Annotated in this window: 10 protein-coding genes; 9 read left to right on the top strand and 1 reads right to left on the bottom strand. The window is 50.8% G+C overall.

What is annotated here, in order from left to right; translation table 11 throughout:
* Positions 1-85 precede the first annotated feature (85 nt).
* The 6 genes from rpoD (at position 86) to HMPREF9469_RS27300 (ending at position 9512) form a co-directional block, all read left to right on the top strand.
* A complete protein-coding gene (gene rpoD, locus HMPREF9469_RS27325; RefSeq protein WP_007870074.1) occupies positions 86-1231 on the top strand; it encodes an RNA polymerase sigma factor RpoD in 1146 nt (381 codons plus the stop codon).
* A 185-nt stretch (positions 1232-1416) separates the two neighbouring features.
* A complete protein-coding gene (locus HMPREF9469_RS27320; protein WP_040417561.1) occupies positions 1417-2073 on the top strand; it encodes an epoxyqueuosine reductase QueH in 657 nt (218 codons plus the stop codon).
* A 224-nt stretch (positions 2074-2297) separates the two neighbouring features.
* A complete protein-coding gene (locus HMPREF9469_RS27315; protein WP_007870059.1) occupies positions 2298-2564 on the top strand; it encodes an HPr family phosphocarrier protein in 267 nt (88 codons plus the stop codon).
* A 22-nt stretch (positions 2565-2586) separates the two neighbouring features.
* Positions 2587-3099 (top strand): enolase C-terminal domain-like protein, encoded by a 513-nt coding sequence (locus tag HMPREF9469_RS27310; protein WP_007870056.1) that lies wholly within the window; start codon positions 2587-2589, stop codon positions 3097-3099.
* Positions 3100-3468: 369 nt separating this feature from the next.
* Entirely contained in the window at positions 3469-8010 is a 4542-nt protein-coding gene (gene gltB, locus HMPREF9469_RS27305; protein ID WP_007870042.1) for a glutamate synthase large subunit, read from the top strand.
* Positions 8011-8024: 14 nt separating this feature from the next.
* Positions 8025-9512 carry a glutamate synthase subunit beta gene (locus HMPREF9469_RS27300; RefSeq protein ID WP_007870029.1) on the top strand — a complete coding sequence of 496 codons (1488 nt, stop codon included), beginning with the start codon at positions 8025-8027 and terminating at the stop codon, positions 9510-9512.
* 4 nt (positions 9513-9516) lie between these two features.
* Here the strand turns inward: HMPREF9469_RS27300 and HMPREF9469_RS27295 are convergent, their stop codons facing one another.
* On the bottom strand, positions 9517-10083 hold the full coding sequence (locus HMPREF9469_RS27295; protein WP_007870026.1) for a DUF305 domain-containing protein: 567 nt from the start codon (positions 10081-10083) through the stop codon (positions 9517-9519).
* Between the two features lie 341 nt (positions 10084-10424).
* Between HMPREF9469_RS27295 and HMPREF9469_RS27290 the strand changes: the two genes are divergently transcribed.
* From HMPREF9469_RS27290 to HMPREF9469_RS27280, 3 genes are all read left to right on the top strand, one after another.
* Positions 10425-11069, top strand: coding sequence for a GntR family transcriptional regulator (locus tag HMPREF9469_RS27290; RefSeq protein ID WP_040417501.1), 645 nt, complete (start codon positions 10425-10427; stop codon positions 11067-11069).
* A gap of 409 nt (positions 11070-11478) precedes the next feature.
* Positions 11479-11970, top strand: a complete 492-nt coding sequence (locus tag HMPREF9469_RS27285) for a DUF5721 family protein (protein WP_007870024.1) — start codon at positions 11479-11481, stop codon at positions 11968-11970.
* Positions 11971-12007: 37 nt separating this feature from the next.
* Positions 12008-13234, top strand: a complete 1227-nt coding sequence (locus HMPREF9469_RS27280; RefSeq protein ID WP_007870023.1) for a sigma-70 family RNA polymerase sigma factor — start codon at positions 12008-12010, stop codon at positions 13232-13234.
* The last annotated feature ends 187 nt before the right edge of the window (positions 13235-13421 follow it).

The following is a 13421-nucleotide window of genomic DNA, read 5'->3' as shown; positions in this document are numbered from 1 at the left end:
TATGTTGAAATACAGTATTCAATGGTATATAATGATAAGTTGTGGGAGTTTCCACATTTACCTTTAAGCGAAAGGACGTTTATCAGTGGAAAAGGACGATTTTTTAAAGAAGCTGGAAAAGCTGGTCGAACATGCAAAATCCAAGCATAACACGCTGGATGCAGGGGAGATTAATGATTTTTTTACCGGGGATAACCTGTCACCGGAACAGATGGACCAAATTTACAGTTACCTGGAGAACCGTAATATTGACGTTGTTCCCGTACTGGACGAAGCGATGCTTACCGAGGACACTGTTCTGCTTGATGACATTGATTTAGACCTGGATTTAGACGATGACAGCTTCATTAAAGATGCAGAAGAGGAAGAAATCGACCTGGATGCAGTGGACCTGTTGGAGGGGATCGGCACAGAGGACCCTGTCCGCATGTATCTCAAAGAAATTGGCACCGTGCCCCTTCTTACGGCAGACGAAGAGTTGAATCTGGCCCAGCGCAAAGCTGATGGCGATGACTATGCCAAAGAAAGGCTGATCGAGGCCAATCTCCGTCTTGTGGTCAGCATTGCCAAGCGCTATACCGGAAGAGGGATGAGTTTCCTGGATCTGGTACAGGAAGGCAATCTGGGACTGATCAAAGGCGTGGAGAAGTTTGACTATACAAAGGGTTATAAACTAAGTACATATGCAACATGGTGGATCCGCCAGTCGGTTACAAGGGCTCTGGCAGATCAGGCGAGGACCATCCGCGTACCGGTGCATATGGTTGAGACCATTAACAAGATGTCTAAGATGCAGAGGAAGCTTACATTGGAGCTGGGATATGAGCCGTCTGTGACAGAGCTGGCAGAGGCTTTGGACATGACGGAGGACAAGGTCATGGAGATTATGCAGATCGCAAGGGAACCGGCTTCATTGGAGACACCCATCGGCGAGGAGGATGACTCCAACTTAGGCGATTTCGTGGCAGATAATAATGTGGTGACACCGGAAGGCAATGTGGAATCCGTTATGCTGCGTGAACATATCGATGCATTGCTGGGTGATCTGAAGGAGAGGGAGCGCCAGGTCATTGTCCTCAGATTTGGTCTGGAGGACGGACATCCCCGTACCCTGGAGGAAGTTGGAAAGGAATTCAACGTTACCAGGGAGCGTATCCGTCAGATTGAGGCAAAGGCTCTCAGAAAACTGCGCAATCCGGTGAGAAGCAAACGAATCAGGGATTTCCTGTAAGGATTAGGGTGTGTCCGGACCTAGCATATTTGGACATGCGCTGGGAAATATGGCATTTAAGGAGGCCGTTGTTGCAGACGGTCTCTTTTTGCTTTCCGAAAATCTGCTTTTTGGATTGGAACAATTGGTACAAGGATAGAAGGATCATAGGAGCAGGAATAGGCGGCCGCGGGAAGGAGACGCAGATGACACAGCCAGGTCAAAAGAGGAATTACCAGAGGGAGATGGAACAGATCATGGAGCGGGAGGGACGGGAAGGCAGGATCCCCAGCCTTTTGCTGCACAGCTGCTGTGCGCCCTGCAGCAGTTATGTCCTGGAATACCTGTCCCGGTATTTTGATATCACGGTCTATTATTATAATCCCAACATAGCGCCCAAAGAAGAGTACGAAACACGCGTAAAGGAGCAGGAGCGCCTGATCCGGGAGATGGGGCTTCAGAGGCCTGTGAAATTCCTGGCAGGGGAGTATGTGCCTGAGGACTTTTATGCAGCTGCAAAGGGCCATGAGGCGGACCCGGAGGGCGGGGAACGGTGCGTTAGGTGCTATGAACTGCGCCTGGCCCATGCTGCCGGGGTGGCTGCCCGGGGAGGATATGACTATTTTACAACCACACTTTCCATCAGTCCCTTAAAGAACGCGGATAAGCTGAATGAGATAGGCGCCAGGCTGGGGGATCAATGGGGGGTACCCTACTTGCTGTCGGATTTTAAGAAAAAGAACGGATATAAGCGGTCGGTCCAGCTGTCCGCAGAGTACGGCCTTTACAGACAGGACTATTGCGGCTGCGTCTTTTCACAGGCAGAAGCAAGGGCCCGCAAAAGCGCCGGGAACGGAAGGTGATGCAGGCCGCAGCCCACGGGAATACGGCCCGCGGCCCCACAGGAATACAGGCCATAACCTGCGGTGATGCAGGCCGTAAGCCCCGGGAAAGATTGTGAAAAAGTTGCTCAGGATTTTTCCGATTAACTTGACATAGGCAGGCAGATGTAATAGAATCTTTCATAGGGGACATGGCGTTAATCGTGTGTCCGAGAGTATAAAATAGTGGATAAGGAGAGTGTATTATGCTTAGTAAAACATTAAAGGTTGTTAACCCATCCGGTTTACATTTGAGACCAGCAGGTGTCCTGTCTCAGACAGCCATGAAGTTCAAGAGCGACATTACAATTGAATGCGGGGAGAAGAAGATCATTGCAAAGAGCGTACTGAACGTAATGGCAGCCGGCATCAAGTGCGGAACTGAGATTACCCTGATCTGTGACGGTGAGGATGAGGCGGCAGCAATGGAGACCCTGACCACGGCAATTGAGAGTGGATTGGGCGAGATGTAATTTATATATACAATGGATAAGAATGACCGCAGGCGGTATCTTTTGGGAGATGCTGCCTGTTTTTTGTTTTCATCTATACTGGGTTGAGGAACCTCTTATGGCGGATCATGTGGAGGACCTGGAAGTCCTGGTCAGGAAGACCGGAATGCGGATTGCCGGAGGTGAAAATCTTTATGGCGCAGACTTTGAGCGTCATCTGGCTAAAGGGCTTTTGCAGGTTTGCCAGCCGGATGTGACAAAATGCGGCGGGATCACGGAATTCATGAAAGCTGCCCGGCTTGCACACCAATATGGGGTGGAGGTAGCGCCCCATTTCCTGGCAAACGGGGTAGGGTATGCGGCAACCATGCAGGTAATGAATGCTTCCGGTGCCCATATAATGGAATATGATCATGGGGACAACCCTATGAAGGATACCTGTGTGACGGGAACCTATCCGGTGAAAGAGGGAAGGGTGAAGATTCCCAAGGGGCCTGGCCTGGGCATTTCACTGTGTGAGGAGGAGATACAAAGGTATGTGTTTCATCCATATTGATTTTCCAGGAGGATGAAGAAAAGGAAAGGATATCCCGGATGGGGCTGGCGCGTCCGGGATGTCTTTTTTTGTTGGTTTGTTTTCCTTCTGACTGTGCTTTGAAAGCTAAAATATGAGCAAATGCGGTCAAAATTGTGAGGTGTAAATATTCTGATAAAACAGCGCGGTATTTTGTTTTCTGCATAAATAATCAGATTATAATATCATTAAATATAAATTAACAAATTATCTGAAAATTTAAAATAAAAATATGTTTACAAATAGAAAAATTTGTAGTATCATCACCTCTATAAAAAAAGCAAATGGAGACTCCCCCAAGAAGATGCCGTGTGAAGGCACGTCTCCAATGCGAAAGAAAGGAAGAAATCTATGGACTCCAAACAGAAACAGCCAGGACTGTACGATCCCCGTTTTGAGCATGACAACTGCGGCATAGGTGCGGTTGCCAACATTAAGGGCTTAAAAACACATGAGACAGTCGACCAGGCACTCCACATTGTGGAAAATCTGGAACACAGAGCCGGTAAGGACGCTGAAGGCAAAACCGGTGACGGCGTGGGTATCATGCTGCAGATTTCCCACAGCTTTTTTCAGAAAGTAACAGAACCTCTGGGCATCCACGTTGGAGGCGAGAGGGAATACGGCGTGGGTATGTTCTTCTTTCCCCAGGATGAGCTGGCCCGCAACCAGGCAATGAAGATGTTTGAGATCATTGTGAAAAAGGAAGGGCTTACCTTTCTGGGATGGAGGGTAGTTCCCACTACCCCGGAAATCCTGGGGGAGAGGGCACTGGAAGTGATGCCTTACATTGCCCAGGGCTTTGTGGCAAAGCCGGAACAGGTAAAGGCAGGACTGGACTTTGACCGGAAACTGTACGTGGTGCGCCGGGTATTTGAACAGAGCAATGAGGACACGTATGTGGTCTCCCTGAGCAGCCGTACCATTGTGTATAAGGGGATGTTCCTGGTAGGGGAGCTGAGGCGGTTTTTCCAGGATCTTCAGGATAAGGATTACAGGTCGGCCATTGCCATTGTCCATTCCAGGTTCAGCACCAATACAAACCCCAGCTGGATGCGCGCCCATCCTTACCGCTTTATCGTACATAACGGCGAGATCAATACCATACGCGGCAATGTGGATAAGATGGTTGCCCGGGAAGAAAACATGGAATCCGAGTACTTTAAGTACGATATGCACAAGGTCCTTCCCATCATCAGCCAGGAAGGCTCTGACTCAGCCATGCTGGACAACGCCCTGGAGTTTATGGTAATGAGCGGAATGGACCTGGCCCTGGCCGTGATGGTCACGATCCCGGCTCCCTGGGAGTATGACAAATACATGGACGGAGAGATCAAGGATTTTTACCGTTATTACGCCACCATGATGGAGCCATGGGACGGCCCTGCCTCCATTCTTTTCACGGACGGTGATGTGGTGGGAGCGGTGCTGGACAGAAACGGACTGCGCCCTTCCCGGTATTATATTACAGAGGATGGATACATGATCCTGGCCTCAGAGGTGGGCGCCATTGACATTGACCAGACAAAGGTGGTGAGAAAAGACCGCCTGCGTCCCGGGAAAATGCTTCTGGTGGATACAAAAAAGGGAGAGATCATAGATGACGACCGCCTGAAACATGACTATGCGTCCAGAAAACCCTACGGTGAATGGCTGGACTCCAATCTCATTGATATCAAGGAGCTTTCCGTGCCCAATAAGGGGGTGCCGCCCATGGAGCGGGAGCAGCTCCTGAAGCTGCAGAAGACGTATGGATACACCTATGAGCAGTATAAGACCATGATCCTGCCCATGGCTTTAAACGGGGCCGAGGCAGTGTCCGCCATGGGAGTGGACAGTCCCCTGGCCGTGCTCTCTGAAAAACACCAGCCTCTGTTCAACTATTTTAAGCAGCTGTTCGCCCAGGTGACCAACCCGCCTATTGACGCCATCCGGGAGGAGATCGTAACCTCCACCACGGTGTATGTGGGAGAGGAGGGGAATATTCTGGAGGAGACTCCGGAAAATTGTAAGATTTTAAAGGTGGAAAACCCCATCCTTACGGAGACGGATCTTCTGAAGATAAAGAATATGAAGAAGCCCGGTTTTAAGGTGGAGCAGATCCCTATTACATATTATAAGAATACGTCCCTTGAAAAGGCCATTGACCGGCTGTTTCTGGAAGTGGACCGGGCCCATAAGGACGGAGCCAATATCATTATTTTGTCTGACAGGGATATTGATGAGAACCATGTGCCCATTCCTTCGCTGCTGGCGGTTTCAGCCCTTCAGCAGTACCTGGTGAGGACTAAAAAACGCACGGGCGTGGCTCTTATTTTGGAGAGCGGGGAACCTAGGGAAGTCCATCACTTTGCCACCCTTTTGGGATACGGCGCATGTGCCATCAATCCCTATCTGGCCCACGAGTCCATCCGTTCCCTCATCGGATCAGGAATGCTGGATAAGGATTATTATGCGGCTGTAATGGACTATGATATGGCGGTGCTTCACGGCATTGTGAAGATCGCCTCCAAAATGGGAATTTCCACCATCCAGTCTTACCAGGGCGCCCAGATCTTTGAGGCCATTGGCATTTCCAAGGAAGTGGTGGACAAATATTTTACCGACACCGTAAGCCGTGTGGGCGGCATCACCCTGGAGGACATTGCCAATGATGTGGATACCCTTCACTCAGCGGCCTTCGATCCCCTGGGCCTGGATGTGGACCTGACTCTGGACAGTGTGGGAAGCCACAAGTCTCGGTCCGGGCAGGAAGCCCATCTATATAATCCCCTGACCATCCATCTGCTTCAGGAAGCTGCCAGGACGGGGAATTACGAAACATTTAAACAGTATACATCAGAGATAGACAGGGATGACAAGGCATATCACCTTCGTTCCCTGATGGAGTTTGACCTCCCTGAGGACGGGGGTATCCCGCTGGATGAGGTGGAGAGCGTGGATTCCATTGTCAGGCGGTTTAAGACAGGAGCCATGTCCTACGGCTCCATTTCCCAGGAGGCCCATGAATGCCTGGCCATTGCCATGAACCGGATACACGGCAAGTCCAATACGGGAGAGGGCGGCGAGAGTCTGGACCGCCTGACGCCGGGACCGGCCAACAGGAATCGATGTTCAGCCATCAAACAGGTGGCCTCGGGACGCTTTGGCGTTACCAGCCGTTACCTGGTGAGCGCCCAGGAGATCCAGATCAAGATGGCCCAGGGAGCAAAGCCTGGGGAGGGCGGTCAGCTGCCTGGAAAGAAAGTTTATCCATGGGTGGCTAAGACAAGGCATTCAACCACTGGGGTGAGCCTGATCTCCCCGCCTCCCCATCATGACATATACTCCATTGAAGACCTGGCCCAGCTGATCTACGACCTTAAGAATTCCAACACCAAAGCCAGGATCTCGGTTAAGCTGGTATCTGAGGCCGGTGTGGGTACGGTTGCAGCCGGTGTGGCAAAGGCCGGTGCCCAGGTGATCCTGATCTCTTCCTATGACGGCGGAACAGGGGCGGCGCCCAGAAATTCCATCTACAACGCCGGTCTTCCGTGGGAACTGGGCGTGGCCGAAGCCCATCAGTCCCTGATCATGAACGGGCTTCGGGATAAGGTGATCCTGGAAACGGACGGCAAACTGATGACCGGCCGTGACGTGGCCATCGCATGTATGCTGGGGGCGGAGGAGTTTGGTTTTGCAACCGCGCCCCTTGTGACCATGGGCTGCGTGATGATGCGTGTATGCAATCTGGACACATGCCCCATGGGGATCGCAACACAGAATCCGGAGCTACGCAAGCGTTTTATCGGCAAGCCGGAGTATGTGGTGAACTTTATGAAGTTTATTGCCCAGGAGCTGCGTGAATATATGGCAAAGCTGGGAGTGCGCACAGTGGATGACCTGGTGGGCCGCACTGAATTTTTAAAGTCCAGGGACGGCATACCCTGCGCCCGGGGCAGAAAAGTGGATTTAAGCAAGATACTGGATAACCCTTATGCGGGCCGGAAAGTTGCGGGCTACAGTGAAAAACAGGTATTTGATTTCAAGCTGGAGGAAACCATCGATGAGCAGGTTTTCCTTAAAAAGTTAAAGAGCGCCTTAAACAGCGGCCAAAAAAAGAGTGTACAGGTGGATGTGTCCAATGTAAACCGTACCCTGGGAACCATTTTTGGTTCGGAGATCACCAGAAAGTATCCGGAGGGTCTGCCGGAAGATACCTTTACCATCAACTGCAGCGGAAGCGGCGGACAGAGCTTTGGGGCATTCATACCCAAGGGACTTACCCTGGAACTGGTGGGGGATTCCAATGACTACTTTGGAAAGGGGCTTTCCGGCGGCAAGCTGGTGGTGTACCCGCCCAAGGGGGTGCAGTTTAAGGCTGAGGACAATATCATAATCGGAAATGTGGCCCTGTACGGAGCGACCAGCGGCAAGGCGTTTATAAACGGCGTTGCGGGAGAGCGATTCTGTGTCCGCAATTCCGGCGCCACCGCTGTGGTGGAAGGCGTGGGAGATCACGGCTGTGAGTACATGACAGGCGGCTGCGTGGTGGTGCTGGGCACCACCGGCAAGAATTTTGCGGCCGGCATGAGTGGCGGTATTGCCTATGTGCTGGATGAAGAGAGAAGCCTGTATAAGAGACTGAATAAGGAGCTTGTATCCTTTGAGGAAGTGACCAATAAATATGATGTGCTGGAACTGAAAGGACTGATCCAGGAGCATGTGGCCTATACCAATTCGGACAAAGGCAAGAGGATCCTGGACCACTTCAGCGAGTACCTCCCCCGGTTCAAAAGAATCGTCCCCCACGACTACCGCCGTATGATGAACGCGATCGTGCAGATGGAGGAAAAGGGACTGAACAGCGAACAGGCGCAGATTGAAGCATTTTATGCAAATGTCAGAGGTTAAGGAGGTGGAACATCATGGGAAAGATGACAGGATTTTTAGAGTTTGAACGTGAAGTGAGTGCTGAGACGGCTCCAAAGGACAGGATCAGGAACTGGAATGAGTTTCACACCCCTTTAAACGAGGAGGAACGGAAAAAGCAGGGCGCACGCTGCATGGACTGCGGTGTCCCCTTCTGCCAGTCGGGCATTATGATAAAGGGAATGGTCAGCGGGTGCCCCCTGAACAACCTGATCCCGGAATGGAATGACCTGGTGTATACAGGAAACTGGAGCCAGGCATATAACCGGCTTAAAAAGACCAACAGTTTTCCGGAGTTTACTTCCAGGGTGTGTCCGGCTCCCTGTGAGGCGGCCTGCACCTGCGGGCTAAACGGCGATCCGGTAACGGTAAAGGAAAATGAATGGGCCATTATTGAAAAGGCGTATGACCAGGGGGTGGCCTGTCCCAACCCGCCCAGCATCCGCACAGGTAAAAAGGTGGCGGTGATCGGCTCCGGCCCAGCGGGCCTGGCTACTGCGGACCAGCTGAACAAACGGGGACACTCAGTTACTGTGTTTGAGCGCAGCGACCGGGTGGGCGGCCTTTTGATGTATGGGATACCGAACATGAAATTGGAGAAATGGGTCATTGACCGCAAGGTGGATGTGATGAAGCAGGAAGGCGTCAGCTTTGTCACGGGAGCCGATGTGGGTAAGGGCTATAAGGCCAACCGGATCATGAAGGAATATGACCGGGTGATCCTGGCCTGCGGCGCCTCCAATCCCAGGGATATCGATGTGCCGGGAAGGGATGCCCAGGGCATTTATTTTGCAGTGGATTTCCTGAAGGCAACCACTAAGAGCCTGCTGGATTCACACCTGGAGGACGGAAATTACATATCCGCAAAGGATAAACATGTGGTGGTGATCGGCGGCGGCGATACGGGCAATGACTGTGTGGGCACATCCGTCCGCCAGGGCTGCGCCGGAGTGATCCAGCTGGAGATGATGCCTAAGCCTCCGGTTAAACGGGCGGAGGATAACACCTGGCCGGAGTGGCCACGCGTCCTTAAAACGGATTACGGCCAGGAGGAAGCTGTCTGCGTGTTTGGGGAGGACCCAAGGATATACCAGACAACGGTAAAGGAGTTTGTAAAGGATGCAGAGGGCAGGGTGTGCAAAGCCGTGATCGTGGACCTGGTGTCAAAGAAGGACGAGGAGAACGGCCGCACCCTTATGGTTCCCGTGGAGGGAAGCGAGAGGGAGATCCAGGCTGACCTGGTGCTCATTGCGGCCGGATTCCTGGGAAGCCAGAGTTATGTGGCGGATGCATTTGGGGTACAGCTGAATGCAAGGACCAATGTGGATACGGAACCGGGGTCATACCGGACCAGCGTGGATAAAGTGTTCACCGCAGGTGATATGCACAGGGGACAGTCCCTGGTGGTCTGGGCCATCAGGGAAGGCCGTGAGGTGGCCCGCGCCGTGGATAAGAGCCTGATGGGGTACTCCAATCTGGCTTAGGATATCAGCATATACATTGGAGAAGCTGTTCCATCTGCATCACCCCTCGTTTTTGGGAAGTGATAATGGCATGCAGGATAGGGGGGAGCTGGGGACATATGGAAGCCTTCAGCGTAAGTTCCGACATGCGGATCGCCCCCTGGTGGTGAGGGATCATTTCATGGATAAAGCTGACATTTATATTATTGACAGCGCAGGCATGCTCCATTTCGGAGAACATGGTGTCCATGATCTGATCCATCCCCCTCTGGTAAGCGTCCAGCTCCTGCGGGGAATTGGAGAACTGGCCGCATGTGCCGATGATGCTCTTCATGTTCTCAATGCTTTTGTTTTGCTCTGATACGATCTGTAAGGCAATGTTCTGCAGTGGGATATTAGTGGTATACTGAAGAAGATTTTGTGACATTTCAATTGCTGCCCGGTGATGGGGGATCATCTGCGTCATAAAGTTGACGGAGATGCTGTTTCCCAGCCGGGCGTTTGTCATGTCCTGGATCATTCTGTCCAGGATGCTGTAAAAACGGTTCAGATAGTTGATGGTTACAAGGCTGAAGGATGGTTCTCTGTTCATAGACGGGCTCCTGCTGCGGCCGGATCATGTAGGACATAATGTGGGGATATCCGGCTTTTTATTCTATTATATGATAAAAGGCCGCACCGGTTCCCGCAAGAAAACGCCGGGGATGGGATGGAACCGGGAAGCATTTATGGTGCCCATACAGCAATTGAGCTAAAACATATCTGAAGGAACGGTCTAAAGTTATGGTTTTATCCGAAAATGCCGAAAAATAAAAAAAACCTGCCAAAGATGGGGGATTATGTGGTATTATAATAATTATCATGCGTTTTGCCGGAGGTGCCCTTTGGCTGCAGATCCGGCAGTGATTTTTATAAGGAGAGTGATTGAGACATATGGCTAAGGAAACCCTTAAAGATAAAGCGTATCAGATCATAAAAGAAAAGATAATCACATGTCAGTATAAACCGGGAACCCTGTTGAATGAAATCGAGCTGGTACAGGAAGTGGACTCCAGCCATACCCCCATACGGGAAGCACTCAGCAGGCTGGAACAGGAAAACCTGGTGAAATTTATGCCAAAGAAGGGTATTTGGGTAACTGACATTGTGATGAGTGATGTACGGGACGTATATGAGGTCAGGGAACTGATCGAACCCCATATCATCAGGCGCTGGGGCTGCGATATCTCAAAGGACGAATTAAAGGAATACATGGACCACTGCAAAAAATCCCTGGAGAACACCAAGGATGAGGAAGGCAAATTCAAGCTGGATTATATTTTGCATGACATGATCCTGGACCAGTGCCGTAACGCCCATCTGACAAGGACCATGAACCAGCTTCAGGACCAGACCAGAAGACTGCGTAACATGACCGGAAACCGGAACTCACGTTTAAAGTATATTATGGAAGAGCACATAGAGATCACCAAGTGGCTGCTGGAAAGTGATTACGAAAAGGCCGCCCAGGCAATGATCTATCATCTGCAGCAGGGAAAGCAGAGCTCTTTCGACCTTCTGATGGGAAAGGGAGTATAGGCGGTGGGAAACTGTCCGTCTTCCTTTCGCGGTGTAGTCAGTATGAAGACTCTGTTCACGGCGTACCGTATGTGCTAAACTGTTTTTACTGATTTGTCTTTCTGTCTTTATTATCCCGGATATGCTGGTTTTGTCAGTTGTCATTTCCCTGTTTTCCCTATAACTATATATGGCGGCATTTTTAGGCCGGATGTGTGATATCTGGACGAATTTTCATATCGGGATGCTGGAGACAATATGCAGGACAGCTTTTCATGATAAGCCTCATGGGAAGCTGTTTTTCTTGATAAAAACAGACAAGATAAGCATGTAAATGTGTATCAGTTTTCATTTGACGTTAATAGGTAAAAACTGTATAATTGAGTAAGAATTTGGAAAACTGCAGCAGTGCTGCGGGCAGGAGAAGGTTATGGTTGCATTAAAAGTTGAAGATGTCAGGGCATTTACATCCAAGCTGTTTGTAAAAGAGGATTTTGACGGTTTTCTTGTGAAAGAGATCACCATTGTCACCTTCAACAGCTTTACCATTGACGGTCATATTAAACAGGGGTATTATTCGGAGGAAGAGCTGGAGGAGAAACAAATTGGGGATTTTTCTTCGTGGAAAATGCTTAAGCCTATCTGCTTTTCGCTGATCAAGGGAAAGAAGCTTCCGGGGAGCTTTCATATTGTGTTGTGTCTGTCGTCCCATGATGTGGAGCAATTTGCAGGAAAATCCGGAACAGGGATCGCAAGCGGACAGATTCAGGGACTTTATCTGAATATCCGGTACGAAGACGGCGCATTATATTGTGTAACGGGAACTTCTCTGAATTTCTTTACACTGGACAAGACGCTTGAAACGGAATGGGATAACGCGGTAAGGAATTTTATGCGTTCCCATGAGATTGTGTGCACTTGAGAAGAGGCAGGTCCCATATGAAGGGGGAGGACAGCATATGGATAAGATGGAAATGTCTAAAAAACTGGAACAGCTGGTCAGCAATGCCGCCGCAAAGGAGAACCGCCTGGAGATGACGGAGGTGCTGGATGCATTTGCCGGCCAGCAGGTAACTCCGGAGGAGATGGAGGATGTTTACCGCAAACTGGAGCTGAAGGGTGTCCAGATCCAGGTACCTGAGGAAGGGGAGGAAGTAGTCCCGGACAGTGAACTTCTCCTGGATGATGAAACGCCCCTTGACAATACGGGGCTGGTGAGAGAAGAGTTTAAGTGGAGGTTCAGGGACAGTGATACGGATGATCCGGACAGCGGCAGCGCCCACATGGACAGCAGCGGGGAGGATGGGGAAGAGGAGTATGATGAATACCAGTCCGAGAAAATCCTGGACGGAGTATCCACCGCAGATCCTATCCGTGAATACTTAAAAGAGATCGGCTCCATTTCCCTCCTGACACCGGAGGAGGAGACAGAACTTGCAAGGCGCAAATCAGAGGGAGATGCCGAGGCTGGCCGCAAGCTGGTGGAGGCCAATCTGCGCCTGGTGGTGAGCATTGCCAAGCGGTATACGGGCCGTGGGATGAGTTTCCTGGACCTGGTCCAGGAGGGGAACCTGGGCCTTATGAAAGCTGTTGAAAAGTTTGATTATGCCAAGGGATACCGTCTCAGCACATATGCCACCTGGTGGGTGAAACAGTCCATCACGCGGTCCCTGGCAGACCAGTCCAGGACCATCCGCCTGCCGGTGCACATGGTGGAGGCAGTGAACAAGATCAGAAGAGCCCAGCGGAGCCTTTCGGTCCGGCTGGGACGGGAGCCGTCCACGGAGGAGGTGGCGGAGGAAGTAGGCTTTCCGGAAAAGAGGGTCATTGAGCTGATCCAGGCTTCCGGGGACACGGTTTCCCTGGAAACGCCCGTGGGAGATGAGGAGGGATCCAATCTGGGGGATTTTGTGGCGGATGACGCCAATGCATCCACAGAGGATAAGGCGGAAAGCTTTCTTCTCAGGGAAGAGATCGATGCCATGCTCCAGGGGCTGAACCCCAGGGAAAGGGAGGTCATTATCCTCAGGTTCGGTCTTGAGACAGGCCATCCCCTGACCCTGGAGGAGGTGGGGAAACGGTTTAATGTTACCAGGGAGAGGATCCGGCAGATTGAGACAGCAGCACTGAGAAAACTGAGAAATCCTTCCAAAAGCAGGAAAATCCGGGATTTTCTTCCCGGCTGATGACATTGCCTGAATCGATAAGTTCTTGCGAATATATGATGCAGGAGCGAATGTTGCATACCAATTAAAGAAATTCCCTGAATATGGGCATATAGGCTGGTGATCAACCAGCCTTTTTGTATACCCAAAATTAATGTATGAAGTAGACATAACTAAAAAATAAATATAAATAATTATATTTTAATCT

Origin of the sequence: [Clostridium] citroniae WAL-17108 (assembly GCF_000233455.1) — a bacterium.
Taxonomy (GTDB): domain Bacteria; phylum Bacillota; class Clostridia; order Lachnospirales; family Lachnospiraceae; genus Enterocloster; species Enterocloster citroniae.
The sequence above is the reverse complement of the archived record's forward strand: the minus strand, read 5'-3'. Positions and strand labels throughout refer to the sequence as shown.

Excerpts from the sequence above, each read along its gene's own strand:
- HMPREF9469_RS27320 (WP_040417561.1), top strand. The coding sequence starts at position 1,417 with ATGACACAGCCAGGTCAAAAGAGGAATTACCAGAGGGAGATGGAACAG.
- HMPREF9469_RS27315 (WP_007870059.1), top strand. The coding sequence starts at position 2,298 with ATGCTTAGTAAAACATTAAAGGTTGTTAACCCATCCGGTTTACATTTG.
- HMPREF9469_RS27310 (WP_007870056.1), top strand. The coding sequence starts at position 2,587 with ATGACCGCAGGCGGTATCTTTTGGGAGATGCTGCCTGTTTTTTGTTTT.
- gltB (WP_007870042.1), top strand. The coding sequence starts at position 3,469 with ATGGACTCCAAACAGAAACAGCCAGGACTGTACGATCCCCGTTTTGAG.
- HMPREF9469_RS27300 (WP_007870029.1), top strand. The coding sequence starts at position 8,025 with ATGGGAAAGATGACAGGATTTTTAGAGTTTGAACGTGAAGTGAGTGCT.
- HMPREF9469_RS27295 (WP_007870026.1), bottom strand. The coding sequence starts at position 10,083 with ATGAACAGAGAACCATCCTTCAGCCTTGTAACCATCAACTATCTGAAC.
- HMPREF9469_RS27290 (WP_040417501.1), top strand. The coding sequence starts at position 10,425 with ATGGCTAAGGAAACCCTTAAAGATAAAGCGTATCAGATCATAAAAGAA.
- HMPREF9469_RS27285 (WP_007870024.1), top strand. The coding sequence starts at position 11,479 with ATGGTTGCATTAAAAGTTGAAGATGTCAGGGCATTTACATCCAAGCTG.
- HMPREF9469_RS27280 (WP_007870023.1), top strand. The coding sequence starts at position 12,008 with ATGGATAAGATGGAAATGTCTAAAAAACTGGAACAGCTGGTCAGCAAT.